This window comes from Corynebacterium meridianum (assembly GCF_016342265.1).
Taxonomy (GTDB): Bacteria; Actinomycetota; Actinomycetes; order Mycobacteriales; family Mycobacteriaceae; genus Corynebacterium; species Corynebacterium meridianum.
This window is the reverse complement of record NZ_JAEIOS010000009.1, coordinates 375,077-401,024: the sequence shown is the minus strand read 5'-3', so window position 1 is coordinate 401,024 and position 25,948 is coordinate 375,077. Positions and strand designations below refer to the sequence as shown.

General features: G+C 67.4%; 22 protein-coding genes, 1 tRNA gene and 1 riboswitch. Of the genes, 13 read left to right on the top strand and 10 right to left on the bottom strand.

The genetic code is table 11. The features are described from left to right. Positions 1-68: 68 nt before the first annotated feature. Complete coding sequence (locus JDV75_RS01815; protein ID WP_198737539.1) at positions 69-1,130, top strand: enoyl-CoA hydratase/isomerase family protein; 1,062 nt, start codon at positions 69-71, stop codon at positions 1,128-1,130. A 77-nt stretch (positions 1,131-1,207) separates the two neighbouring features. On the opposite strand, the gene JDV75_RS01810 is transcribed toward JDV75_RS01815, so the two are convergent. After that, a complete protein-coding gene (locus JDV75_RS01810) occupies positions 1,208-1,945 on the bottom strand; it encodes a nicotinamide mononucleotide transporter family protein (RefSeq protein ID WP_198737538.1) in 738 nt (245 codons plus the stop codon). A gap of 122 nt (positions 1,946-2,067) precedes the next feature. Further along, a riboswitch (FMN riboswitch) is annotated at positions 2,068-2,220 on the bottom strand. Between the two features lie 14 nt (positions 2,221-2,234). Beyond that, positions 2,235-3,500 carry a DUF6882 domain-containing protein gene (locus JDV75_RS01805; RefSeq protein WP_198737537.1) on the bottom strand — a complete coding sequence of 422 codons (1,266 nt, stop codon included), beginning with the start codon at positions 3,498-3,500 and terminating at the stop codon, positions 2,235-2,237. A gap of 127 nt (positions 3,501-3,627) precedes the next feature. Here JDV75_RS01805 and JDV75_RS01800 point away from each other — a divergent pair, with 127 nt between their 5' ends. Next, positions 3,628-3,996 carry a GntR family transcriptional regulator gene (locus JDV75_RS01800; RefSeq protein WP_198737536.1) on the top strand — a complete coding sequence of 123 codons (369 nt, stop codon included), beginning with the start codon at positions 3,628-3,630 and terminating at the stop codon, positions 3,994-3,996. Here the strand turns inward: JDV75_RS01800 and JDV75_RS01795 are convergent. Further along, the gene (locus JDV75_RS01795) at positions 3,962-4,609 is read right to left on the bottom strand and encodes a TetR/AcrR family transcriptional regulator (RefSeq protein ID WP_198737535.1); all 648 of its coding nucleotides are present in this window, start codon (positions 4,607-4,609) and stop codon (positions 3,962-3,964) included. The two genes, JDV75_RS01800 and JDV75_RS01795, sit on opposite strands and share 35 nt — an antisense overlap. A 532-nt stretch (positions 4,610-5,141) precedes the next feature. Here JDV75_RS01795 and JDV75_RS01790 point away from each other — a divergent pair. The 3 genes from JDV75_RS01790 to JDV75_RS01780 all read left to right on the top strand — a co-directional run bounded on the left by JDV75_RS01790 (position 5,142) and on the right by JDV75_RS01780 (position 7,782). Then, positions 5,142-5,402, top strand: a complete 261-nt coding sequence (locus JDV75_RS01790; RefSeq protein WP_198737534.1) for a FeoA family protein — start codon at positions 5,142-5,144, stop codon at positions 5,400-5,402. Positions 5,403-5,479: 77 nt separating this feature from the next. Next, the gene (gene feoB / locus JDV75_RS01785; protein WP_198737533.1) at positions 5,480-7,492 is read left to right on the top strand and encodes a ferrous iron transport protein B; all 2,013 of its coding nucleotides are present in this window, start codon (positions 5,480-5,482) and stop codon (positions 7,490-7,492) included. Positions 7,493-7,503: 11 nt separating this feature from the next. After that, positions 7,504-7,782 (top strand): FeoC-like transcriptional regulator, encoded by a 279-nt coding sequence (locus JDV75_RS01780; protein ID WP_198737532.1) that lies wholly within the window; start codon positions 7,504-7,506, stop codon positions 7,780-7,782. Positions 7,783-7,799: 17 nt separating this feature from the next. On the opposite strand, the gene JDV75_RS01775 is transcribed toward JDV75_RS01780, so the two are convergent. Then, entirely contained in the window at positions 7,800-9,452 is a 1,653-nt protein-coding gene (locus JDV75_RS01775; RefSeq protein ID WP_198737531.1) for a peptide chain release factor 3, read from the bottom strand. 97 nt (positions 9,453-9,549) lie between these two features. On the opposite strand from JDV75_RS01775, the gene JDV75_RS01770 reads away from it, so the two are divergent. The 5 genes from JDV75_RS01770 to JDV75_RS01750 all read left to right on the top strand — a co-directional run bounded on the left by JDV75_RS01770 (position 9,550) and on the right by JDV75_RS01750 (position 15,094). After that, positions 9,550-10,596: a nitronate monooxygenase gene (locus JDV75_RS01770; RefSeq protein WP_198737530.1), complete on the top strand. Its 1,047-nt coding sequence runs from the start codon at positions 9,550-9,552 to the stop codon at positions 10,594-10,596. 145 nt (positions 10,597-10,741) lie between these two features. Next, complete coding sequence (locus JDV75_RS01765) at positions 10,742-12,193, top strand: glyceraldehyde-3-phosphate dehydrogenase (RefSeq protein ID WP_198737529.1); 1,452 nt, start codon at positions 10,742-10,744, stop codon at positions 12,191-12,193. A 131-nt stretch (positions 12,194-12,324) separates the two neighbouring features. Beyond that, positions 12,325-12,501 (top strand): hypothetical protein, encoded by a 177-nt coding sequence (locus JDV75_RS01760; protein ID WP_198737528.1) that lies wholly within the window; start codon positions 12,325-12,327, stop codon positions 12,499-12,501. A gap of 309 nt (positions 12,502-12,810) precedes the next feature. Continuing rightward, complete coding sequence (locus tag JDV75_RS01755) at positions 12,811-14,604, top strand: S8 family peptidase (RefSeq protein ID WP_198737527.1); 1,794 nt, start codon at positions 12,811-12,813, stop codon at positions 14,602-14,604. Between the two features lie 19 nt (positions 14,605-14,623). Continuing rightward, positions 14,624-15,094 (top strand): hypothetical protein, encoded by a 471-nt coding sequence (locus tag JDV75_RS01750; protein WP_198737526.1) that lies wholly within the window; start codon positions 14,624-14,626, stop codon positions 15,092-15,094. A gap of 73 nt (positions 15,095-15,167) precedes the next feature. On the opposite strand, the gene pth is transcribed toward JDV75_RS01750, so the two are convergent. The 6 genes from pth to JDV75_RS01720 form a co-directional block, all read right to left on the bottom strand. Next, entirely contained in the window at positions 15,168-15,794 is a 627-nt protein-coding gene (gene pth / locus JDV75_RS01745; protein WP_336244269.1) for an aminoacyl-tRNA hydrolase, read from the bottom strand. A gap of 154 nt (positions 15,795-15,948) precedes the next feature. After that, positions 15,949-16,596: a 50S ribosomal protein L25/general stress protein Ctc gene (locus JDV75_RS01740; protein WP_418884369.1), complete on the bottom strand. Its 648-nt coding sequence runs from the start codon at positions 16,594-16,596 to the stop codon at positions 15,949-15,951. A gap of 269 nt (positions 16,597-16,865) precedes the next feature. Further along, positions 16,866-17,843 (bottom strand): ribose-phosphate diphosphokinase, encoded by a 978-nt coding sequence (locus JDV75_RS01735; RefSeq protein ID WP_198735488.1) that lies wholly within the window; start codon positions 17,841-17,843, stop codon positions 16,866-16,868. Positions 17,844-17,845: 2 nt separating this feature from the next. Beyond that, positions 17,846-19,345, bottom strand: a complete 1,500-nt coding sequence (gene glmU / locus JDV75_RS01730; protein ID WP_198737523.1) for a bifunctional UDP-N-acetylglucosamine diphosphorylase/glucosamine-1-phosphate N-acetyltransferase GlmU — start codon at positions 19,343-19,345, stop codon at positions 17,846-17,848. A gap of 83 nt (positions 19,346-19,428) precedes the next feature. Beyond that, positions 19,429-20,583, bottom strand: coding sequence for a hypothetical protein (locus JDV75_RS01725; RefSeq protein WP_198737522.1), 1,155 nt, complete (start codon positions 20,581-20,583; stop codon positions 19,429-19,431). 90 nt (positions 20,584-20,673) lie between these two features. Continuing rightward, positions 20,674-20,745, bottom strand: a tRNA-Gln gene (locus JDV75_RS01720). An 86-nt stretch (positions 20,746-20,831) separates the two neighbouring features. Here JDV75_RS01720 and JDV75_RS01715 point away from each other — a divergent pair. From JDV75_RS01715 to JDV75_RS01705, 3 genes are all read left to right on the top strand, one after another. After that, on the top strand, positions 20,832-21,530 hold the full coding sequence (locus JDV75_RS01715) for a TetR/AcrR family transcriptional regulator (RefSeq protein ID WP_198737521.1): 699 nt from the start codon (positions 20,832-20,834) through the stop codon (positions 21,528-21,530). Between the two features lie 68 nt (positions 21,531-21,598). Further along, entirely contained in the window at positions 21,599-25,282 is a 3,684-nt protein-coding gene (gene mfd / locus JDV75_RS01710; RefSeq protein ID WP_198737520.1) for a transcription-repair coupling factor, read from the top strand. 22 nt (positions 25,283-25,304) lie between these two features. Next, the gene (locus JDV75_RS01705; protein WP_198737519.1) at positions 25,305-25,934 is read left to right on the top strand and encodes a MazG nucleotide pyrophosphohydrolase domain-containing protein; all 630 of its coding nucleotides are present in this window, start codon (positions 25,305-25,307) and stop codon (positions 25,932-25,934) included. Positions 25,935-25,948 lie beyond the last annotated feature (14 nt).

The following is a 25,948-nucleotide window of genomic DNA, read 5'->3' as shown; positions in this document are numbered from 1 at the left end:
CCATACCCCGGGGATTTTCCGTACTGAAACCGTGGCGCGTTCGTGGCGTGATGTGACAGACTTCGTACATGAAACAACGTCCCACCCAGAACCTCGTCAACGCTTTCGTCCGACACACCACCGGTGTACTCGAACTGAATCGGCCGAAGGCCCTGAACTCCCTCAATCACGAGATGGTGGACATCATCTCGGACGCCCTGGAGACGTGGCGGGACGATGATTCCGTACACCGCGTCATCATCTGTTCCTCGTCCGAACGTGGTTTCTGCGCGGGCGGGGACGTCCGGTCCTGCCGCGAGGAGGGGCTGGCCGGGGACTTCGACTCGGGTGACCGGTTCTTCCGCGCCGAGTACGAGATGAACCGGCAGCTCGAGGAGTTCCCGAAAACCATCGTCGCGGTCATTGACGGCGTCGCGATGGGCGGTGGGCTCGGTGTATCCGTCCACGGTTCCCACCGGGTCGTCACCGAGAAGGCGTTCGCCGCGATGCCGGAGATGGCCATCGGGTTCATCCCCGATGTAGGTACCACCTGGATGATGCAACGCATGGTCGGGGAGTGCGGGGAGGCGATACCGGAGCTCGCCACTTTCCTCGGGATCACCGGGTGGCGACTGACGCCCGCGGACATGCTCTGGTCCGGTCTCGCCACGGATCTCATTGCCTCGGAGGACGTCGACCGGTTCATCGACACCGTCATCGCCGAATCCCTCGACGATGCGCTCGAGCAGTACGCCCACCCCCTGGACTTCGTGGACGCCGGGGAACTCGAGGGGCTGCTCCCCGACATCCGGGCCACGTTCGGGCACGATTCCTGGGCGGAGATCGACCACGCACTGAGCTCCCACGGCAACGCCGCTTTCGTGGCCCGGGTCCGGGAACTGATGGCGAAATCCAGCCCCACATCCGTCGTCGCGGCAGCCGAACTCTACGCGGCCAACCGCGAGGCGCGGGACATCGCACACGCCCTCGAAAACGAGTACGCGCTGGGTGCCGCACTCCGGAGGGAACACGACTTCTCCGAGGGCGTGCGCGCCGTTCTCGTGGACAAGGACCGAAACCCCACCTTCGAGCCGTCGCACACCGGGGACGTTGACGTCGACTTCTACCGGACGATCCTGAAACACCGCTAGCTACGGGCGTCCCGGTCCTGACCGCGAAGGTCCCGCACGCGTAACGCGTGCGGGACCTTCTGTCGCCGGACGGAGGATCAGACCGTGGCGTGCTCCCGGTCCGGTTCGGGTGCCCCACCGGACTCCGTGTGCACCTTCATCCAGACGGTGAAGCCCCATATGACGAACGCCCCGTACACGATGTAGAGCACGGCGGAGGGATAGTAGCCGGCGGCGAGGAGGAGGGGGACGCCGACGATGTCGACGCCGATCCAGATGAGCCAGAACTCCGTCCATCCGCGCGCCATGCCGTAGGTCGCGAGCACGGAGCCGGTGAAGATCCAGGCGTCGGCCCACGGACCCCAGGATCCCAGCGCGGAGAAGATCATCGCGCAACCGACGGTCCCCACGACGCCCGCGATGAGCAGGCCGAGGCGCTCACGTCCGGTGGCCCAGCGTGGCTGGACCGCGGCGGTGTCCTCGTGCGGCTCGGTCACGATGGACCGGGAGGGATCGGTCTCCGCGGATTCGCGGACGCCCTGCTTCCGCGCGCGGGACCACTGGTACCAGCCGTAGACGGAGACGATGAGGAACATGACCTGACGGCCGGCCTGGCCGTAGAGGTCCAGTGCCTGCGGGGTGTTGAAGACCCCGCCGAGGAACACGGTGAACAGCAGCAGGTTGCCGACGATGCCGATGGGCCAGGCCCAGACGACGCGCTTCATTCCGCCGTACGCGCTGGCAAGTCCGAAGGCGTTGCCGATGATCTCGCGCCAGAGGATGGGGACGCCGCCGATGGAGATCGTGGCGTCGAGTAGATCGGTGAAAGGATTCATGGTTCTCCCTGATGTGAAAGAGGGGTGTGGACATGGATCCTCGGGGCTGAAAAACTGCCCGGTCGCAGCCAGGACGGGTGTGCCGCGGGTACGGCTCGCCGACGTCCGGGTACACCGACCGTGCAGGTTCTCTCTCATCCGGACTATGACCGTCGGCTCCGGAATCACACCGGATCTGCTGACCCACCGCACGACATCCGTGTGGTGGCGCTCGCGGGCTGCACCGTGAAGGTGTCACCGCCGGTGGGGACTTCCACCCCGCCCTGAGAACATGGTCAAGCCTAGCCGGTCATCCCACCGTCGTGCTCATCACCCTGCCGTCGGGGGAGAAGTGGACGGTCACCGTTCCGTCCTGCGCCCTGAGCGGAACGGAGTCCGGGTATCCGGTGGCGGGAACGCCCCCGAGTGCCCGGAACCGTGAGTACGCCGCGACCGCCCGGCGGGCGTCGATTCCCCCCAGATCGACGCCGCGGACCGTGTCGATGACCGCACCGACGATGGCCACCGTGGGGGCGGGGAGAACGAGACCACGGTCGGCGAAGACCACTACCGCCCAGGTGTCGGCGGTGAACTGCACCGTCGTGTGGAACCACCTGCCGAGCACCGGTTTCGCGGCGGAGACGAGATCGAGTTCCCGGGCCAGTGAGAGGGGAAGTTCCGGGGCGACGAACACCGGGATGCCTTCGCGGCGGCCGAATTCCCGGATCCGATGGCAGTCGGCGGTACCGGGTGTCGCGGAGATGCTCCGGTCGGCCCAACCCCAGCACCAGGTGTCCCCGGTGACGGTGGCGAGGACTACCCCCCGGGTCTGCATGCGGTGGCCCTGCGGTGTGCTCAGGGTGACCAGCCCCTGCACAGAGTCGGCGGTGGCTGTGGCGCCGGGGAATGTCGCATCCAGGTACATCTGGGATTCGATGGAAGGAAGCAGGGCATCAGCCCGGACCGGGTCGATGTCGAGCCCACCCGCGATGTCCCGCAGGCGCCCGTTCTCCACACGGGCCGCGGCACCGTCGGAGAACGACCACACGGACCCGTCGACGTGGACGTCCAGGCCGCGGATAGCCGCGAAGCCGGACAACGCGCGGGGGAGATCGTCACCCGCCAGCGGTGTCCCGGCCGCCGTGATCAGGGCGGTGCGGGTGTCCCCCTCGGGTTGCGGTCGATCGAGACACACGACCGCCGTCGTGCCGTCCGGCATCGGGGCGAGCAACCCCGGGGTGCAGCCGTGGAGGGTACGGGCTGCGGCGAGAAGATCGTCGGTGGCGGGAAGGGAGCCGGACAACTGTGGAATATCGAAGCGCCAGGCCGCCTCGGCTGCCCTGTCGCTCCGCCAGGTCCAGATCCCGTCGCAGATCTCCGCGACGATGGTCCCGGTGGTGGAGTAATCCGGGGCACTGTGGCGAGCCGCGCGAACCTCCATCCGGTCGTCGTCGCGGTTGAACTCGATTCCCCCGGTGCGTCCGAGTGCGGCGGCGAAAGCTGCGTCGGCATCGGCGCACGCGATCGTGCCGTCGATGACGATTTCCGCGAGTGTCCGTGGTGCGGGATGTTCCATTGGGGTGCTCCTTCAGCGGGTTCCGTGGATCCACTCTATCCGCAGGCACCCGACCGACACTGACCACTGCCGGTGTATTAGCCTGAGCGGTGCAGTTGAAGCCGCAGCAGTGGAGGATCCCACCCCGATGGACATTCGTCTCGACCCCCTCTCGGACACCCCGATCTTCATGCAGCTCCACGACTGGATCGTCCGTGCCATCGTCCGTGGCGACCTTCCCGCGGGTGAGAACCTGGATTCCGTGAGAACGGTGGCAGGTGCGCTGGACATCAACCCGGCGACCGTGAAGAAGGCCTACGATCTGCTCCGGTCGGAGGGGATCATCGAGACCAGCCACCGCTTCGGCAGCGTGGTGCTGGCTCCGGGGGAGCCGGTTCCCGGAGCGGAGGAGCGTCTGTCCGCGGAGCTCCGTGTGCTCGTTGCCCGGGCCCGTTGTCAGGGGATCGAAGGGGCGACGGTGCTCAGGATGGTGAAGACGGAACTCGGGTGCGACTGACAACCCGGTGGGCGGGGGTCTCGTCCACGCCGCCCCGGACCACGGTGAATGCCCTCCTGATGAGGGTGAGCGGGTCGTCGACGTCGCGCCCGTGCCGGGTCTCGAAATCGTGGTAGATCAGCGCCACGAAACCGGCGTGGAGGATCGCGTGCACCGCGACCACATCCTCGAAATCGGTCAGGCCCAGCTGTTCTGTGAGGATCCGGTCGACCGCGTCACGGAGTGCCGCGAGCTGGAGCTCGCCGGCGTCCGCGGGGTTCGTGGACAGCAGTGCGCGTGTCAGCCGATCGAGGGCGAAGAATGAGTCCACGCCGATGTCCCCCGTGGTGACCTCGTTGATGACGAGCTGTTCCACGGCGGAGATCGGGTCGCTGTCCTCGGCGAGGGCGGCGAGCTTCCCGCCGAGCTTCTCCATGCTGGATTCGATGAATGCGAGCAGTGCCTGTTCGCGGGAGTCGAAGTAGTTGTGGAAGGTCCGCTGCGAGACTCCCGCGGCCGCCGTGATGGCGGCGACGGTCATGCCCTCGACCCCCTTTTCGTAGGCGAGTTCGGCGGTGCACCGGGCCAGGGTTGCCCGGGTGGTCGCCTTCTTCGTCTCGCGTATTCCGGTCATGCGTCAAGTTTAACGTCCCGGTCGTCGGTCACCCGATGGGCGATCAGAGCTTCATCTGTCGCGTGAAGCACTTCGGATACCTCAGTTCGGGGGGAATGTGGTGAGATTCTCAGTGTCCGGGCCGAACCATTTGAACGTCGGGTGTTCCGTGTGTTCGGCGGGTGTGGCGCCGTGTGTCGTTCCGCGCACCGGGCATCTCGCCGGGGGATGTTCGTTTGCTGTGACGTGCGATTTTCCGGCGCGCCGGAGATGGATTCCAGCTGCTGTGGTTCGAAGAGCTTATGGCATGGGAAGCCTATCTAAATGAGGATCATATGCAGTAGTGAAGCCGTGAGGCACGAACGGGCGCAGGGTGCGTTAAGTGAGGCTCACTTAGATGGTTATTTTCGCGATTGGCGAGCGTAGGTTAAGCAAACAGGAGGGCAGTTGTTCTCCTCCGGCCCGGTAGCCCCGATCCGCCGATCCAACTACCGGTCCGCGCACCCATTCACCGGGGCCGACCGGCCCCACGTCGAGAGGACTGACCATGGCGATGGTCGAACAATCCGGTAGCGGGGATGTGGGACACCCCGATCCGGTCCCGCTCTACAGCCTCAAGGCCGGATCGGGTGGAGTGATGGTTCGTGCGGGATCCGAACCACGGCTGCGACGGCGGCTCGCGGAACTCGGTTTCCGGAATGGATCCCGCATCGAGGTCGTGCAGACCTGCTCCGGTGGTGCCCGGATCGTCCGGATCGGGCAATCCCGTTACGCCCTCGACAAACGAACCGCAACCGACATCTACGTCGGCTGAACACATCCCCGGTTTCCAGCGGCACAGCCCGCCGCCGGACACCGGCTCACTCCCCATCACCGAAGCGGACGGACATCATGAACACCCACACGACCCGAGCGAAGAATCACGGAGCTTCCTGTCACGGCAGCGGAGGGCTCGCACCGGCGCCACCCGGAACCCCCGTCGTGGCCCTGGTCGGAGCCCCGAACGCGGGCAAATCCACGCTGTTCAACGCCTTGACCGGGTCCCGGGCGGTGATGGGGAACTGGCCGGGGACGACGGTGGAGGTCTGCCGTGGACGTTGGCGTGCCGGAACCACGAAAGACCGGACCGTCGACATCATCGATTTCCCCGGTGCCTATTCGCTCGATCCGATGAGCCCCGACGAGGAGTTCACCCGCGCGAAACTCATCGAGGATCCCGTGGACGAGCGTCCCGACGCGGTGGTCGTGGTCGTCGACGCCGCCAACCTGGCCCGCTGCCTCTACCTGGTCGCCCAGATCGCGGAGGAGCCCTACCGCATCGTCGTGGCACTGACGAAGCTCGATGTCGCCGCGTCCCGGGGAATCTCGGTTGACGTCGACGCACTGTCCCGCGCGACGGGTGTCCCGGTCGTCGCCGTCGATCCGCGGCGCAACGAGCTGTCCGATCATCTGGCGGACACGGTCGCCCGGGAACTCGAGCGGAGCTCCTGCTGCGTGACACCCGTCCGTCCGGTCGCGATATCGGACGGTACCGGGATGGACGGGGAGGACGCGGACTTCGCCCGGGAGGACGCCCGCTTCGCCTGGGTGGACGAGGTCTGCCGGGATGCCGTGACCAGCAGTCCCGCCGCCGACAGCGTGTCCGACCGGATCGACCGGGTCGCGCTGCATCCCGTGGCGGGGCCCCTGGTGTTCCTCGCGGCGATGTGGCTCGTCTTCCAGATCACCACGACCGTGGCCGCGCCGATGCAGGACTACCTGGACGGACTGTTCGGCGGGCCGGTCACCGACGGCGCGTTGTGGATCATGAACACCGTCGGCCTCACCTGGGAACCCCTGCGCGGGTTGGTCACCGAGGGGCTGATCGGCGGCGTCGGCATGGTCCTGACCTTCGTGCCGCTCATGGCGCTGATGTTCCTCTGCCTGGCGGTTCTCGAGGACTCCGGCTACATGGCCCGTGCGGCGGTGGTCGCCGACCGGCTCATGCGCGCCATCGGTCTGCCCGGGAAGGCATTCATCCCGTTGATCGTCGGTTTCGGCTGCAATGTCCCGGCGATCTCGGCGACCCGGGTCCTCGGTTCCGCGCGCCAACGGTTGGTCGCCTGCCTGCTGGTCCCGTTCACCTCCTGCTCCGCGCGCCTCACCGTCTACGTCATGGTCGCCAGCGTGTTCTTCCCCGAGCATTCCGGCACCGTGGTGTTCGTGATGTACCTGATCTCCCTCGGGCTCGTGGTGCTCACCGGACTCGGACTGCGCACCATGGTCTGGCGGACACTCGGCTCCGAACCCCTCGTCATCGATCTCCCCGTCTACCAGCTCCCCGGACCAAGGCTGGCGCTGTCGGTGATGTGGATGCGGCTGAAGGGCTTCCTGCACACCGCCGGCCGCATCATCGTGGCCACGGTCATCGTGGTCTGGGCGCTCCAGTCCACCCCGGTGGTCGGGGGATACGGTTTCGGTGACGAGGACCTGCCGCCCCAGGACAGTGCCTACGGTGCCGTGTCCTCGACGATGGCCCCGGTGTTCGGTCCCGCGGGCTTCGGTACCTGGTCGCTCACCGGGCCGTTGATCACGGGCTTCGTGGCCAAGGAGGCGGTGATCTCGTCCTGGGCGCAGACCTACGCGGTCGAGGATCCGACGGACGCCGACCCGGAGGAACAGGCCGAGAGTCCGCTCGCGGCCGCGATCCGGGTGGACTTCGCCGAGGCCTCCGGCGGGCACGCCCTGGCCGCGGTGTGGGCCTTCATGATCTTCCTGTTGGCCTATACGCCATGCGTGGCGACGCTCGCGGCCCAACGACGCGAGATCGGGCTGTGGTGGACGGTGGTCGGTACCGCCGTTCAGCTGACCGGTGCCTGGGCACTGGCCGTCCTGGTGTTCAACGCACTCAGGCTGGTGCTGTGATGGCGGGGCCGTTGACCAGTGTCTCCGAGGCCATCGTGCGGGGAGCGGTGAACCGTTCGGCCATCGTCCGTCAGACCGGGCTCGACCCGGATCTGGTCGACGCCGCGATCGAGCGTCTGGAGCGGATGGGGAGGCTGTCCCGCGCACCCCTCGGCGCGCTCTGCTCCGGGGGCGGGTGTTCCTGTTGCCCGGCCGCCGGTGCCGGGGGCGGATGCGCCTCCGGCGGAGGCACACCGGGACCTGTCGCGCTGGTCCTGCGGCGCCCGGTCACTGACCCGGTCATCGGCTGACCGGGCCCTGCCGCCGATCAGTCGGCGACGAGTGCCTCGAGCGTGAACTCGGGGTGCTCCTTCTCGATGAACTGGAGCCGCCACTTGTCGCCGAACAGGGCGATCAGTTCGCCGTCCGTGCGGGTGAACACCTCGACGCCGCGCTGTTTCGCCAGTTCCGGGACGGTTGCCGCGTCGGTACGCCGGGCCACGGTGTACGGGACGGCGTCGGTGACGGTCTCCACGTTGTACTCGGCGAGCATCCGGGCCTGCATGACCTCGAACTGCATCGGGCCGACTGCGGCCATCACCGGTGCGGCATCGCCGCGGGCGTCGTTCTTGAGGACCTGGACGACGCCCTCGGAATCTAGCTGCTCGAGTGCCTTGCGGAACTGCTTGTACTTGCCCAGTGACTTGGCCCGCAGGGTGCGGAAGTGCTCGGGGGCGAACTGCGGCATCGGCGGGAACTGGACCTTGCGGCCCTCGTAGATGGTGTCGCCCGGTGCGAGGGAACCGGCGTTGACCAGACCGACGATGTCACCCGGGTAGGCGGCCTCGACGGTGGAGCGGGTCCGGCCGAAGACGGTGAGCGCGTACTTCGTGGAGAAACTGCGCCCGCTCTGTGCGTGGGTTACCTGCATGCCGCGGGAGAACTCGCCCGAGACGACCCGCATGAAGGCGAGGGAGTCGCGGTGGTTGCGGTCCATGCCCGCCTGCACCTTGAACACCACACCCGAGAAGTCGTCGCCCGGCGCCCGTGACTCGTCGACCGCGGAGGACGCGGACGCCAGGACCTTCGGGTCCGTGTGCCGGGCAGCCGGACCGGGGGCGAGTTCGCAGAGGGCGTCTAGGATCTGGTGGACGCCGAAGTTGAGCATCGCGGAGGCGAAGATGACGGGGGAGGTGGTGCAGTCGAGGAAGAGATCCCGGTCGTGGACGGCACCGTCCGCCGTCATCAGTTCGACCTCCTCGACGGCGGTCTCCCAGGCGACGTCCTCCTTCTCCGCGGCCTCATCCGGGGTGAAGTGCTCCTCCGGTGCGATGGTGGAACCACCTGCGGTCCGGATGAAGTGGATGTATTCCTCGATCTCCCCGTCGGTGTCCAGGCGCGCGAGTCCGCGGAAGTCACCGGCCTCGCCGACCGGCCAGAACAGGGGGGTGGGCTGCAGCCCGATCTCGGCGACGATCTCGTCCATCAGCTCGAGCGGCGATTTGCCCGGGCGGTCCCACTTGTTGACCACGGTGACGATCGGCAGGCCGCGGGCCTTGCACACCCGGAAGAGCTTCAGCGTCTGCGGCTCGAGTCCCTTGGCGCCGTCGATGAGCATGACGGCGGCGTCGACCGCGGTGAGCACCCGGTAGGTGTCCTCGGAGAAGTCGGAGTGACCGGGGGTGTCGACGAGGTTGATCATGTACGGCTCACCCTCGTGCCCGGCGGGGGCGTACTCGAACTGCAGCGCCGAGGAGGCGATGGAGATGCCGCGGTCCTTCTCCATCTCCATCCAGTCGGAGACGGTCGCCTTGCGTCCGGCCTTGCCGTGGACCGCACCCGCTTCACTGATGACGTGGGCGTGAAGCGCGAGTGCCTCGGTCAGGGTGGATTTACCGGCGTCCGGGTGGGCGATCACCGCGAAGGTGCGGCGGCGGGTTGCCTCGGACGCCGGATCGTTGTGGGGGGTGCTCTCGCTCATGTTTCGGTGCAACTTTCAGACAAACGGCCGGACGGGGGTGGAGATCGTGACTCCCGTCAGGGTACGCCATCAGCTGCGTGCCGTTAGCCTGGGCGCCATGAGCATCGTCCACGACCTCTCCTGCCCGGTCATAGCCGCCCCCATGGCCGGTGGCCCGTCCACGCCCGCACTCGTCGACGCCGCGGACGCGGCCGGGTCACTCGGATTCCTCGCCGGTGGATACCTGGGGGCGGAGGAACTGGTGGCGCAGATGGCGGAGACCCGTGCCGCCCGGTTCGGAGTCAACCTCTTCTATCCGCAGGCCGACCCCGACGCCGCCGATCTCGCCGCCGTGGTGGACTACGCGCGGGGTCTGGAGCACCGGATGCGTCAGCTGGGACTCGATCCGGGCCGGGTCCCAGACTGGCTCCGGGACGCGGACCCGACGGACCGGTTCGCCGCCAAGCTCGACGCAGTGTGCGGTGCCGGGAAGGAGAGGAGACCCGCTGCCGTGTCGTGCACCTTCGGCCTGTTCACCGCAGCGGAGGTGGACCGGCTCCACGCATCGGGGATCGAGGCCTGGGCCACGGTCGCCGATGCCCGGGCGGCGTGCGAGGCGGTGGACCGCGGGATCGACACGCTGATCGTCCAGGGCCCGGGGGCCGGTGGACACCGGGCGACCTGCACCGTCGCCGAGGAACCCGGAACGCAGCCACTCGCCGATCTGGTGGCGGAGGTCCACCGGTCCACCGGCGGTGCGGTGCCGATCGTCGCCGCCGGTGGATTGTCGGACGCCGTCTCGGTGGCGGAGGCACTCGCACTCCCCGGTGTAGTGGCGGTCGCGTGTGGCACGGCGCTGCTGCTCTCGGACGAGGCCGGTACGGCACCGGTGCACCGCGCGGCACTCGCCGGTGCACCCCGGACAGTCGTCACCCGGGCCTACTCCGGCAGGCCGGCCAGGGGAGTGGCGACCCCATTCACCGAGGGCGTGGGTGCGGATGTCCCGGCGGTGTATCCGGCGGTGAACGCGGTCATGCGCCCGCTGAGGGCGGCGGCCGGGCACACGGGGGACACGGAGATGTTCGCGGCCTGGGCGGGTACCGGGGTGGATCACGTGACCGGCGGATCCGCCGTTTCGATCCTGCGGCGATTGTCCGGTGCCTGACGCTTCATCGGAACTGCCCCCGGGGGTGATCAAAACGGACACTTCCCCCGGGATGTTGGATACCTTGGTGTTGGTATGTCGCGTTGCCCGCATACACCCCTGATCCAGTGCCGCCGACCCGTCTGAAAGAGGAAGTCACACACCCATGACCGACCTGACCGCCACCCACCGGAACTTCAATGAACGGCTCGCACTCGCGGAGGAGATGGTGCCGCTGCTCGGCCGGTTGCACCGGGAGCGCAACGTGGTCACCTCGATCTACGGTCGGCTGCTCGAGAACGTCACCGCCATCGACATCGTGAAATCACACCGTTTCGCGCGCCGGATCACGGAGCAGGAGATGTCCCTCGCCGCGACCCTGCCCATCGTCCGGGAGCTCGTCGAGATGGATCTGGGTACCGCATCCATCGACATCGGGCGCCTGGCCACCCGCTTCCGGGAGCAGGGGGCCGGTGACCTCAGGACCTTCCTCGAGGAGGAACTCGCCGAGGTCATCGGCACCGCGGCGGAGACCCCCGAGACCGATGTGGTGCTCTACGGCTTCGGCCGGATCGGGCGGCTCCTGGCCCGCATCCTCGTCGCCCGCGAGGGCCGTGGCCTAGGGGTGCGGCTCCGGGCTGTGGTGGTCCGGAAGAACGGCGACATCGACCTGGAGAAGCGTGCCTCACTGCTGCGCCGTGACTCCGTCCACGGCCAGTTCGACGGCACCATCAGCATCGACCGGGAGAAGAACATCATCTGGGCGAACGGCACTCCCATCCAGGTGATCTACTCATCCGATCCGGCGACCGTCGACTACACGGAATACGGTATCGACGACGCCGTCGTGGTGGACAACACCGGGCGGTGGCGCGACCGTGCGGGCCTGGAACAGCACCTGAAGTCGAAGGGTGTGGCCCGGGTTCTGCTGACCGCACCGGGTAAGGGGGATCTGAAGAACATCGTCTACGGGATCAACCACTCCGATATCACGGATGGGGACCGCATCCTGTCCGCCGCGAGCTGCACCACCAACGCGATCACCCCCGTACTCAAGGCCGTCAATGATCGTTTCGGCGTGAGTTTCGGACACGTTGAGACGGTCCATTCCTTCACCAACGACCAGAACCTCATCGACAACTTCCACAAGGGTGAGCGGCGTGGGCGGGCCGCGACGTTGAACATGGTGCTCACCGAAACCGGGGCCGCGAAGGCCGTGGCCAAGGCGCTTCCGGAACTCGGTGGCAAGCTCACCGGCAACGCGATCCGGGTGCCGACCCCGGACGTGTCCATGGCGGTGCTGAACCTGACCCTGGACAAGGAGACCACCGTCGACGAGGTGAACACCTACCTCCGGGACGTGTCGTTGAAGTCCGTGCTGCGTCAGCAGATCGGGTACATCAAGTCCCCGGAGGTCGTGTCCACGGATTTCGTCGGCACCACGCAGGCCGGCATCGTCGACGGATTGGCCACCATCGCGCAGGGAAACCATCTCGTGCTCTACGTCTGGTACGACAACGAGTTCGGGTATTCCAGCCAGGTCATCCGGATCGTCGAGGAGATTGCGCACGCCCGCCCGATCGTCCTGCCCCGCCGTCGGGACATCGACGAGCTCTGACACCACCTTTTCGCGTCCGACCCGCCCGGGAGTTCGCCTCTGGGCGGGTTTCGCCCTTTACGGGGGTGGTCGAGTGCCTGATCTCATTGCGGCAGGTGTCGACGGGGGAGTCCGGTAATAGGCTCGTGGACGTGGACATGATGAAGATGCGGCGCAAAGCCGCCAAGGGGGGAAAGAAGAAGTGCTGTCGTTCCCGGCAGCGCTGCAAGCTGTGTCCCGTCGTCCTGAAGCGCCTGGAGAAGGTGCACGCTTTCGATCTCGATGATGCCGCACTGGAGAAGGTCTGGGCGAAGGCCAGGATCCGCTGACGTAGCGAGTGGCCGGGCACGCCCGGTGGTGGATGTCGGGAGCCGCCCCGTCAGGACAGCGACGTTTGGTCGCGTTGCGGTTATTTGGGGGTGGCGTGCAAAGTCCCATGGAATTCCCAGGTTGATTCCGTGGGGACGGTTGGCCAGCGGAGGAGGGGGAACAACGTTCACAGGTTGGCGATCCGCGGGCTTCCGGAGGTTTCCGGGTCCTGTCGGGAGAGTGGTGCCAAATGTAACGTTACGGTGTCATTTAGAAAACATTTGCATCAACTGTGTGGTTGATGCAACCGACCTGAAAGGCATCTGCCAATGCCCTTTTCCCCTGGAGTCCGCACCGTAGGACCCCGTCCCAACGCTGACACCACCACGTCCCGCCAGCCGGCCCGCCGCCGGTCCCTCGTGGCGGCGCTGACCCTCAGCACCGTCGTCGCCTCCGGAATCCTGGCGGTCACTTCGCCCGCGGTCGCGCAGGACGCCAACGCCGACCACGACCCCACCGTCATCAACAACCCCGACGACAACACCCGGCTCGATCCGCACGACGACACCGCACCCGACGCCGACGGCATGGACCGGTTCATCGTCGCCTACCGCGACGGCGAGCACCCGGATCTCGACGAACTCGTCACCGACAACGGTCGCGCCGGAGTGTTCGGCCGCGCCGCCGGTGACGCCGGAACCAGGACCACCGAAGTCTCGGAGACCGCGACCGGAGCCCTCGTCGTCGCGACCGACCGGAAGCTCAACGCCGACGAAGCCGAGAACTTCATGGAGTCGCTGCGGAAGAACGACAAGGTCGACTACGTCGAACCCGACGCCCGGATGACGATCTTCTCCACCCCGAATGACCGCTACTACGACAAGCAGTGGCCCATCCACGGACCGAACGGCGCCCGCGTCGACACCGCCTGGACCACCACCCCCGACGCGGGAGGTACCGTTGTCGCCGTCGTCGACTCGGGAATCCTGCCGCACCCCGACCTCGACGCCCGGGTCCTCGACGGATACGACTTCATCTCCGATCCGTGGAGCTCCCGGGACGGCGACGGCCGGGACAGCAACCCGCAGGACAACGGTGACTGGTTCCTGCCCGGCGAATGCAACAATCCGGAAGGAGCGAACTCCTCCTGGCACGGCACCCACGTCGCCGGCACCATCGGCGCCGCCACGAACAACGGCATCGGCGTGGCGGCAACCGCCCCCGGCTCGCGGATCCTGCCCGTCCGTGCCCTGGGTAAGTGCGGCGGTCTGACCTCGGACATCGCCGACGCCATTATCTGGTCCGCAGGTGGACGTGTCAACGGCGCACCGGAGAACACCAACCCGGCGTCGGTCATCAACCTCTCCCTCGGCGGGCAGGGGCGCTGCTCCCGGACCTATCAGCGGGCCATCGACTTCGCCGTGGAACGTGGCGCCACCGTCGTCGTCGCTGCCGGCAACGACGCCATCGATGCCAGTAGGGTACAACCCGCCAACTGCGACAACGTCATAACGGTCGGCGCGTCGGGTGAGACCGGTGCCCCGGCCAGCTACTCGAACTACGGCCACGTCCTCGACATCACCGCCCCGGGCGGTGACATGAATAACGGTGCGGGTGTGCTGTCCACCCTCAACACCGGCACCAGGACCCCCGGTTCCCCGGCCTACGCCTACTACGAGGGCACCTCGATGGCCACCCCGCTGGTCTCCGGTGTCGCGGCGCTGCTGCACCACGCGGAACCCGGTCTGACCCCCGACCAGATCAAGACCCGGATCACCGACACCGCCCGACCGCTCAGCCGTAACTGCTGGGCCGGATGCGGATCGGGACTGATCGACGCCGCCGCCGCGGTCGGCGCGGGGGAGCACCGCCAGCCGCGGCTGCCCCGCAGCATCGAACCCGGGGAGACCCCGATCGATGATCGCGGCGACGAGGGAACGACTTCCGTCGAACCGGAACCCGTCTCCGCCCCCGTCGAGGACGTCCGTGACGACTCCGGGAGCGAACCCCGCGAGGACGACACCCGTCCCGCACCCGCCCCGGGCCGCCGGATGGGCTACCTGGACTGGCTCCGGACGCTCTACTGGTTGAGCTACTACGGACTCGGACACTTCTGGCGCTGATGACGGGGATGAGAACTCGATGAGAACACGCAAAACCAGCACCACGGCGTCGCGGAAACCGCTCATCGGCCTCGTGCTGGGATCGCTGATCGTGTCCACCGGTGCCTGTGCTCCGGCACCACGACAGCCGACCGGAGCCGATGAATCCGATGCGCCGGTGATCACGGTATCCCGGCAACCCGCACCCCGGGTGACCGGGGGAGCAGACGGCGTCATCGTCTACTTCTCCCCGGATTCGCCCGCGATCCGAGACGAGAAACTGCGGGAGAAGGAGATCGCCGATGCGGCGCAGCGCGCGGGGATCGGAGTCTCCGCGACCAGGGCACGGGCGGTCGACCACTCCGGTGAGCTGTCCGTGGTCGTGACCGTGGACGGTGGCCTGACACCGGAACAGCTGTCCCGCCTCACGAAGGAACTCTATGCCGGCCAGGGGGTCGTCCACGTCGATCCCGACCGTGGCTCGGTACCCTCCGGAGACACCGGACGATGACACCCTCCGGGAATCCGGGCGGCTGAGAAGAAAACGGCCCCGGGCGATTCTCACCGCCCGGGGCCGTTTCCCGTCACCGGGAGTGGATCGTGTTCTGCGCGATGGCCAGGCCGGATTCGGCTATCAGTTCCACCCCGTCCGCCGCATCCGCGCACTGGATCGCCAGGTCGGAGCACGCCGACTGCGGGATGGGGCGCAGCACGTAGTCCGCCGGATCCATCCGTCCCGGGGGCCGCCCGATGCCCATGCGCACCCGGATGTAGTCCCTGGTGCCCAGGGACTTACTGGTCGATTTCAACCCGTTGTGGCCGTTCTCCCCACCGCCGAGCTTGAGCCGGACGACACCGGGCTCGAGATCCAGTTCATCGTGGATGACCACGATGTCCGCCGGCTCCACGCCGAAATACGAGGCGAGTGCCTTGACCGGGCCGCCCGAGAGATTCATGAAGCTGCGCGGCTTCGCCAGGATCACGGGACGCCCGCTGATCCGGATCTGTGCGATCTCGGCGTTCGAGCGCTTGTGCACGCTGAAGGTCGCGGGCATCGGGGTCGCCCGCTCCGCGAGCTCGTCGACGACCATGAAGCCGACGTTGTGCCGGGTGGCCGCGTACTTCGGACCGGGATTACCCAGCCCGACGACGAGCAGTGGGCCGGTGGGGGGTCCGGGGTTGTTCCGGGGGATGGTGTCAGGTGAACTCACGCCGAACATTGTCGCACACACGGACCGGGGCTCACGGACACCCCGTGCACAGCGGAAAACCCGCCCCGGTGGGCACCCGACCACGTGTGCGGTCGGGCTGCCCCGGAGCGGGTGTTCAGCCGGGCGGGTGGTTCAACCCGTCCGTGACAGGAGACTATTCGCTGTCGTTGGTCGGGCCCTCTTCGGAGGCCTCGACCGACTCGCCCTCGGTGTCGCCCTCGCCCTCTTCGCCCTCGGGCTCCGGCAGTTCCTCTTCCTCGGGCTCGACGATGTTGATGATCAGCGTCTCGGGATCGGAGACCAGCGTGATGCCCTCCTCCAGCTTGACGTCGGCGGCGGTGATCTGGGTACCGATCTCCAGGCCCTCGATGTCGATCTCGAACTCTTCCGGAATGGAGAGCACGGGAGCCTCGACGGCGAGGACGTCGGCGTCCTGGATGACCATGGCGCCCGGAGCCGGCTCGCCGGTGTGGACGACCGGGACCTCGACCTCGATCTTCTCGCCGCGGGAGATGGCGAGGAGATCGACGTGGTCGATGTTGAAGGTCAGGACGTTCTGGTCGAGGTGCTTGACGATGGCGAGCTGCTTCTCGCCCTCGATGTCGACGTCGACGACGGCGTTGACGCCGTGGTTGCGGATGATCGCGGTGAAGTCGAGACGGTCGACGGTGACGTGCAGCGGCTCATCGATGGACTTGCTGTAGATCACGACGGGGATCAGGCCGTCGCGGCGGGCACGGCGCGCCGCGCCCTTGCCGAACTCGGTACGGGGTGCTGCTTCGAGCGGGATAGCCTTGTTGATGGCCATGGTGTTTCTCCTGGGCGTTGGTTGGACAGTTATGTGTGGTCCCGGACGCAGACACAACAAAAGCCTGCGGGACCCGGGTTCTCGTCGAGTCATCGCAGGCTGTCCGTCCTCCGCGTACGGAGGTGGGGCGCTTCATGCGTCACATCGCGTCGATAACGGCTGATCCGGGGGATCGGCCCTCGCCGAGACGCTGATGACAGTACCACGCCCCCGGAACCGGACACAATGTGCCGCGGCGCGGGGGCGTGGCCGGTGGCGGTGGATCAGGCCTGGCCCTCGAAGAGGGTGGTCACAGATCCGTTCTCGAAGATCTCGTGGATCGTCTTCGCCAGCAGCGGCGCGATGGACAGCACCGTGAGGTTGTCCCAGCCGTCCGTGTTCTGGGGCAGCGTGTCGGTCGCGATGACCTCACGGGCACCGCAGCGGGACAGTCGCTCGCGGGCGGGGCCGGAGAACACGCCGTGCGTGGTGGCGATGATGACGTCTCCCGCACCGGCTTCGCGAAGGACCCCGACCGCGCCGGAGATCGTTCCACCGGTGTCGATCATGTCGTCCAGCAGCACGCAGGTGCGGCCGGCGACGTCACCGACGACACGGTTCGCGGTGACCTGGTTGGCGACGTCGACGCTGCGGGTCTTGTGGACGAACGCCATCGGCGCACCGCCCAGGGTGTTGGCCCACTTCTCGGCGACCTTCACGCGACCGGCGTCGGGGGAGACGACGCAGATGTTCTCCAGGCTGTAGTTCTTCTTGATGTGCTCGGTCAGGATGGGCATGGCGTGCATGTGGTCGACCGGCCCGTCGAAGAACCCCTGGATCTGATCGGTGTGCAGATCCACGGAGACGATCCGGTCGGCGCCCGCGGTCTTCAGCATGTCCGCGACCAGGCGGGCGGAGATCGGCTCGCGGCCGCGGTGCTTCTTGTCCTGCCGGGCGTACGGGTAGAACGGTAGGATCGCGGTGATCCGTTTCGCCGAACCGCGCTTCAGGGCGTCGATCATGATGAGCTGTTCCATAAGCCACTTGTTCAGCGGCTGGGTGTGCGACTGCAGCACGAAGGCGTCGCAGCCGCGGACGGACTCCTCGAAACGTACGAAGATCTCGCCGTTGGCGAAGTCCCGGGCGGTGGTGGGGGTCAGCTGGACACCGAGCTCCCGGGCCACGGCCTCGCCGAGCGCCGGGTTTCCCCGCCCGCTGAACAGCATGAGGTTCTTCTGGTTGTCGATCCACTGGGCAGACATGTCTATTCTGCTTCGCCTTCCTGATTGTTGACGCTGAGCTGCGCTGCTGCACGTTCGGCGGCGTCCGCTGCCGGGGTTCCGGGCCGTTTCCGCTGCACCCAACCTTCGATGTTGCGCTGATGGCCGCCGGAGACGGCCAGTGCCCCGGGTGGGACGTCATCCTTGATTACTGTACCTGCCCCGGAGTACGCCCCGTCACCCACGGTCACCGGTGCGATGAACATCGTGTCACTGCCGGTGCGCACGTGGCTGCCGATGGTGGTGTGGTGCTTGTTCACCCCGTCGTAGTTGACGAAGACACTGGACGCACCGATGTTCGATTCCTCGCCGATGGTCGCGTCCCCCACATAGGTGAGGTGCGGCACCTTCGACCCGCGACCGATCGTCGCCTTCTTCGCCTCCACGAAACCGCCGAGCTTGCCCTCCTCGCCGAGGGACGTGCCCGGACGGATGAACGTGAAGGGTCCGACCGTTGCCCGCGGGCCGATCGTCGATTCGGAGCCGTGGGTGCGTATGACGGAGGCACCGTCGCCGACGACCATGTCGGTCAGGGTGGTGTCGGGGCCGATGGTGCAGTTGTCGCCGATGACAGTGTGGCCGCGCAGCTGGGTACCCGGCTCGATCACGACGTCCCGGCCGATCCTCACGTCGACGTCGATGAAGGTCGATGCGGGATCGATGATGGTCGCGCCCCCGCGCATCGCCGTCTCGCACAGGCGCCGGTTGAATTCGGCGCCGATGGCCGCGAGCTGAACCCGGTCGTTGACGCCGGCGATGATGGAGGCGTCATCCAGGCGGTGCCCCCGCACGGAACGGTCATTGTCGCGGGCGATGCCGATGACGTCGGTCAGGTAGAACTCTCCCTGCGCGTTGTCGGTGTCGAGTTGGGTGACCGCGGTACGCAGGAGGTCCGCGTCGAAGGCGTAGACGCCGGAGTTGATCTCGGTGATCTCGAGCTCATCCTCGGTGGCGTCCTTCTGCTCCACGATCCGGGTGACCTCCCCGTCCGGTGTCCGCACGATACGGCCGTAACCCGTCGGGTCCTCGAGGGTGGCGGTGAGGACGGTGACCGCGGCCCGCGGCTTGGTGTTGTGCTCATCGACGAGAGCGCGCAGGGTTTCCGAGTTGATCATCGGCACATCGGAGGTGGTGACCACGACGGTGCCGGTGAAGTCGGGGGAGAGCTCCTCCAGGCCGCAGGCGACGGCGTGTCCGGTGCCGTTCTGCTCCTCCTGGCGGGCGATCCCGAGGGATGGGGTGCCGTAGGCGGCCTCGAGGGCGGGAAGCTCCTCCGCCACCGCCGGAATGACCTTGTCCCGCTGATGCCCGACGACCGTGATGATGTTGGCTGGCCGCAATCCCGCAGCCGCGTGCAGGGCGTGGGCGAGCATGGTGCGCCCGGCGACGCTGTGCAGCATCTTCGGCGTCGCGGATTTCATCCTGGTGCCGGCACCTGCGGCGAGGATGATTACGGCCACATCGTCAGAGGGGGTCTCTGTCATGGGGGCTCCGATCATGGGGTGTGAAAGACGGATTCGTTCACTCCCACGCTACCGGAGCCCCGGCGGTTCAACCCGTGTTCGGGTCAACGATGTTCAGATGAATCGGCGGCTGCGGACACCACGGTGGATGAGAATCCGTTGAGGAAGGAGGCCAGCCGGTCGAGGAACGGTCCGAATACGGATTTCAGCAGGGCGAGAAGTCCGGTATCGGAGTCCGGCTTCCCGCCGTTTCCGGGGTCGGGAACCGCCGGAGGATCGATGACCGTGAGCGGGATCTCTCCGATCGTGGCGGTGGTGGTACTTCCGTCGACGGGATTGACCTGGGTCCGGATGATCCTTGCGGTAGCCCCGCCGGTGGTGCCCTCGTTCGGACGGATGCCGACCGTTCCGTCGGCGGCAACGTCGCCCGACCCGATCTCGGCACCGTCGGCACCGAGTAGACGCACCGCGAATCCCGTCGTGTCGGAGGTTGTTCCGGAAACGGTTCCGATCATCGTGCGTGTCCCCGCGGGAGCGGACACTTTGTCGGCGGCGGCGTGAACCCCCAGATCGTGGCAGGCGGCGTTCTGCCAGGGGTAAGGGATGGTACGGCCGCTGATGGTCGCGGTGGCGGTGTATCCCGTTCGACTGGCTGGGACGGCTGCGCTGACGAGCTTCCCGAGTCCGAACCCCCGGTCGCGGTGCGCGGGATCGCTGTTGAATGCGAGCTCGGCGGAATCGTCGATGCCGATGGAGATCGTCTCTCCGGCGGACATGGCGGAGGTGTCGTCCGTGGAGTACTGGTTGAACCCGGCGGTATAGGCGCGGAGGCCGTCGGCGCGGCGGAGATCTTCGACGGTGTACACGGCCTCCGGCTCCGCTCCTGTGGTGAAGGTGAAGTCGTAGCCGGATGTCAGCTGTCGGTAGGTCGCCGGTTCGCCGTCTGCGTCGCGGTGCGCGGTGTCCGCGATCTGCTGGAAGATCCGGACCGAGGGACGCCACTCCAGGTGGTCGCGCGTCGCCTTCTTCCGCAGCTGCAGGCTGACGCGGTAGGGGACATCGCCGGTGGCCCGATCCGCGTCGTCGGTGCTGGTGAGGCTGGCGGTCGCGGTCCATGCGCAGGAGTCGGCGGGGGCCGGGGCAGGTTCAGCGGCGGCGGTGGTGGCGACCGCGACCGGGCTGATCGAGATGAGCGCGACGCTCGCGGCGGCGAACACGGTCCGGGGCATCCGGCGGGCCATGGCTGGGGTGTGGGACACGGGTTCCTCCCTGTCTGATGCACCACTCACCGGTCGGAGCGGTGCGGTGGTACACCCAGACTAATCCCCGAACGGGGATGAATGGAAGAGCTTCCCCGCCAGGACTCGAACCTGGAAAGCTGGTACCAAAAACCAGAGTGTTGCCAATTACACCACGGGGAAACGCCGCTCAGAAGATCGCGGCGCTTGAGACTCTACCGTACGACAGGGAGGTCTCCCGATTCGGGAGGGGCGGTAGGATCGTCACCATGGTGAGGCAGCGGATGACCGGCAAGCAGCGTCGTGAGCAGTTGATCAACGTCGGTCGGGAAGTGTTCGCCGAACGCGGTTTCGAGGCCACCAGCGTCGAGGAGATCGCGGCCAGGGCAGGGGTGTCCAAACCGGTGGTCTACGAGCACTTCGGAGGCAAGGAGGGACTGTACGCCGTCGTCGTCGACCGTGAGATGCTGCGGCTGGAGGCCCTGATCACCGGATCGCTGTCCACTGGACGGTCGCGCGAACGCATCGAGCGTGTCGTACTCGCGCTCTTCAGCTACGTGGAGGAGCATACCGACGGATTCCAGATTCTCGTCCGCGACCTGACCCCCGGTGCCGAACGCAGCTACTCGACGATGCTCAACGACGCGGTGGGGCAGGTCGCGCACATCCTCGCCCACGCATTCACCCGTTCGGGGCTCAATCCGGACTACGCGGTGCTGTACGGTCAGGCGCTGGTGGGTATGGTCTCGACGACGGCCCAGTGGTGGTTGGACGTTCGGGAACCCCCCAAGGAGGAGGTCGCCGCGCACATCGTCAACCTCTGCTGGAACGGTCTCGCCGGAATGGAGGCCACACCCCGGCTGCGGACGATGGCCACCGCGGACGGTACCCCGGACACCGGGACGGATGGTGCGTCGGAAGAACCCGGAGCGACCGGGGACGCCGCCGTCACCGGGCCCGGACGCTGAGCCGCTGCGTCCACCACCATCATCAACGACGGGGCACCGTGCCCCGGAACGTCACGTCAGGAGTCACCTTGCCCCAGAAACCGTCCGCGTCGACACCTGCGCTCGCCGGCCTGCTCAAGGTCGCGGCGACCGACCCCAAGATCAAGGGACTGGTCGGTCAGGTCGGGGAACCTCGACTGCATGTGACGGGGATCGATCAGGTCCGGCCCTGGATGATAGGGGCCCTCGCGCACCACGCACCGCTGCTGGTCGTCACCGCCACCGGCCGGGAGGCCGAGGACCTCACGGCGGAACTCAGCGCGATGCTGGGGGAGAAGGTCGCGTGGTTCCCCTCCTGGGAGACGCTGCCGCACGAACGGTTGAGCCCCGGGGTGGACACCGTCGGACGTCGGGCGAAGGTCCTGCACGATCTCTCCGCGGGACGCCTGCGCGTCGTCGTGACCGCGGCCCGCGGCTTCTGCCAACCAGTGCTCGAGACCGCGCCCGGCCGCGATCCGGTGATCCTCGCCGAAGAACGCGAGTACGACTTCGACTCCCTGGTGCGGGGACTGGTCGGCCGGGCGTACCGGCACGTGGACATGGTCGCGCGGCGAGGGGAGTTCGCGACCCGCGGCGGCATCATCGACATCTTCCCCACCACACTCAACTACCCGGTGCGCGTGGAGTTCTGGGGCGACGAGATCACCGACGTCCGCCAGTTCTCCGTCGCGGACCAGCGCACGATCCCCGAACTCGAGGTCGGGGAGGTGGAGATCTACCCCTGCCGTGAACTGCTCGTCGACGACGCGGTCTCCGACCGGGCCCGGAAACTCGCGGTCAGCCACCCCGGCAACGCCACCCTGGTCGAACTGCTCACCGCACTCGGTGAGGGACAGCCCGCCGACGGCATGGAGGCACTGATCCCGGTTCTCACCGACACCCCCCTGGTCAGCCTCCCCGAACTGATGCCCGAGGGCACCCACATCCTCGCCTGTGCCCCGGAGAAGATCCGCACCCGCATCGACGACCTGATCACCACCGACGACGAGTTCCTCGCCGCAGGCTGGGAGGCCGCAGCGATGGGGGCCACCGGCCCCGTCGCGGCCGAGGGGCTCGACCTGTCACCCGGGTCCTACAGGTCCTGGGAGTCGCTCGAGGTATCCGCCCGTACCGTCGGATCGCCGTGGTGGACCTTCGGCCCTTCGGGGATGCTCGGGGACGCCACCGAATCGGAGACTCTCCCGCTGGACTTCGTACCCGGACCGACACCGCGCGGAGATCTGAAGGAGATCGACGCCATGATGGCGCTGCTCCTCGAGCACACCCGCGCCGGGGGGCGGGCGGCGTTCATCGCGCCGGGCGCCGGACCGGTCAAACGGATGACCGAGAGGTTCCGGGAGAAGGGGATCCCCACCCATGTGGCGACGCCGGGTTGGGAGCCGTCCCCGGGCGAGGTCACCCTATACCAGGCACTGAGTCACGCGGGCCTGGTGTTCCCGAAGGTCCGCAAACTGAAGGATGCCGCGGCCCTCCCGCTGGTCGTGATCACCGAGACCGACCTGACCGGCAACCGTGTCGGTGACATCGCCGGCGCCAAACGGCGCCCCGCCAAGCGCCGGAACAAGGTTGACCCGCTGGCGCTGAAGCCCGGGGACCTCGTCGTCCACGAGTCCCACGGTATCGGCCGTTTCGTGGAGATGACGGAGCGGACCATCACCACGGGCGACGGCACATCCCGCCGGGAGTACCTGGTCATCGAGTACGCGCCGTCGCGGCGCGGTGGGCCGGGAGACCAGCTCTATGTCCCGATGGACGCCCTCGACCTGCTCTCACGCTACGTCGGCGGGGAGAAACCCGCCCTGTCGAAGATGGGCGGCTCGGACTGGAAGAACACCAAGAAGAAGGCCCGGTCCGCCGTCCGGGAGATCGCCGGTGAGCTCATCGAGCTCTACGCGAAGCGGCAGGGCTCCCCGGGACACCCGTTCGCGCCGGACAGCCCCTGGCAGCGGGAGATGGAGGACAACTTCCCATACGTCGAGACCGAGGACCAGATGCTCGCGATCGATGCCGTGAAGGAGGACATGGAGAAACCCGTGCCCATGGACCGGGTCGTCGTCGGCGATGTCGGCTACGGCAAGACCGAGGTCGCAGTCAGGGCCGCGTTCAAGGCGGTCCAGGACGGCCGCCAGGTCGCGGTCCTCGTCCCCACGACGCTGCTCGCCCAGCAGCACCTGGCGACGTTCACCGAACGGATGGACGGTTTCCCCGTCACCGTCGAGGGACTGTCGCGGTTCACCTCCGGATCAGACTCGAAGCGGATCCTCCGGGGGCTGAAGGACGGAACGATCGACATCGTCATCGGCACCCACCGCCTGCTCCAGACCGGCGTGGGCTGGAAGAACCTCGGGCTCGTCATCGTCGACGAGGAGCAGCGTTTCGGCGTGGAGCACAAGGAACACATCAAGGCACTGCGCACCCACGTCGACGTCCTGACGATGTCGGCGACCCCGATCCCGAGGACCCTGGAGATGTCGATGGCCGGGATCCGGGAGATGTCGACGATCCTCACCCCGCCCGAGGATCGGCACCCGGTGCTCACCTACGTGGGCGCACAGGAGGACAAGCAGATCGCCGCGGCGATCCGCCGTGAGCTCCTGCGCGACGGCCAGGTGTTCTACGTGCACAACAAGGTCAAGACCATCGAGAAGCGCGCCGCGCAGCTGCGTGCGCTCATCCCGGAGGCCCGGGTCGTCGTCGCCCACGGACAGATGGCCGAGGAGCAGCTCGAGCAGACCGTCCAGGGCTTCTGGGACCGCGAGTACGACGTGCTGGTGTGCACCACCATCGTCGAGACCGGTCTCGACATCGCCAACGCCAACACCCTCATCGTCGAGAACGCCCACCACATGGGGCTGAGCCAGCTGCACCAGCTGCGCGGCCGGGTCGGGCGTTCCCGGGAGCGGGGCTACGCCTACTTCCTCTACCCGAAGGGGCAGATGCTCACGGAAACCTCCTACGACCGGTTGGCGACGATCGCGCAGAACAACGACCTCGGCGCGGGCATGGCCGTCGCCATGAAGGACCTGGAGATGCGTGGCGCGGGCAACGTGCTGGGTGCGGAGCAGTCCGGACACATCGCCGGTGTCGGTTTCGACCTCTACGTCCGGCTCGTCGGCGAGGCCGTCGAGATGTACCGCGCCATCGCCGACGGAAAACCGCTGGATGCGACGGACAAGGCACCGAAGGAGATCCGGGTCGATCTCCCCGTCGACGCGCACATCCCGGAGAACTACATCAACTCCGAGCGCCTGCGCCTCGAGGTCTACCGGAAGCTCGCCCAGTCCCAGACGGAGACGGACCTGCGGCTCGCGGTGGAGGAGATGGAGGACCGCTACGGCCCCATTCCGGTCGAGGTCGAGCGGCTGCTGTCCGTCGCACGCCTGAGGCACCAGTGCCGCGCCGCGGGGATCACCGACATCGGGGTCCAGGGCACCAGGATCAAGGTGCACCCGGTCGATCTGCCGGACTCGAAGCAGGTCCGGCTGAAGCGCCTCTACCCTGGGTCCAACTACCGGGCGGCGGCGAAGGCCATCCAGCTGAGCTTTCCGAAGGCAGGCAGGAAGGTCACCGATCCGCAGCTGCGCGACGTGGCCCTCATCCAGTGGTGCGCGGACTTCCTCTCCGCGATGTTCGACGTGCCGCCCCTGGACGTCACCGGCGGCAAGGTCGGGGCGGGCGGCCGGAAACCGGGGATCATCTCGATCGGTGGCTGAAATCCGCCGCTAGGATGACCGCATGACGGTTCTGCTGCTCGATCCCGCATCACCCACGCTGATTCCGGCGGAGGTGATCGCCGCCGCCGCCGAGGCGGGGCATACGGTCGCATTCGGCGGGTCCGTTCCAGGTGTGGTGCGGAAACTCGTGCTGGGGTGCGGGCTCCGGGAGTCGATCGCGGGGTCGGCGACGGTCTGGGTGGACACCGATCCCGGTTCACCGGAGACCCTGCGTCGATCGGCCGCGGGTGAGAAGATCCGGGGACCGGGCGCATCGGGTATCGCGGCGGCCCGGGTGGTGATGACCCGGGCTCTGCGGATCGGGGAGTGGGAGCGGGGCCAGGACCACGTCAGTCTGCTCCCGTATCTGCGGGAGGAGACCGAGGAATTCGCCGCGGCGGCCCGGGCCCATGCGGACGGCGCCGGTACCGCGACCGAACTTCGCGGGGAACTGGCGGACGTACTGCTCCAGGTGCTCTTCCACGCCGAGATCGCCGCGAGGCGCGGAGATTTCGACCTCGACGACGTCGCCGACTCCTTTACCTCCAAGCTGCGTCGCAGGGCGCCCTACCTGTTCGATGGGACCAGCGCCACGGTCCCCGTCGAACAGCAGGAGAGCCTGTGGCAGGCGGCGAAAAGCCGGGGCGGGTGACACTTCGTCACCGC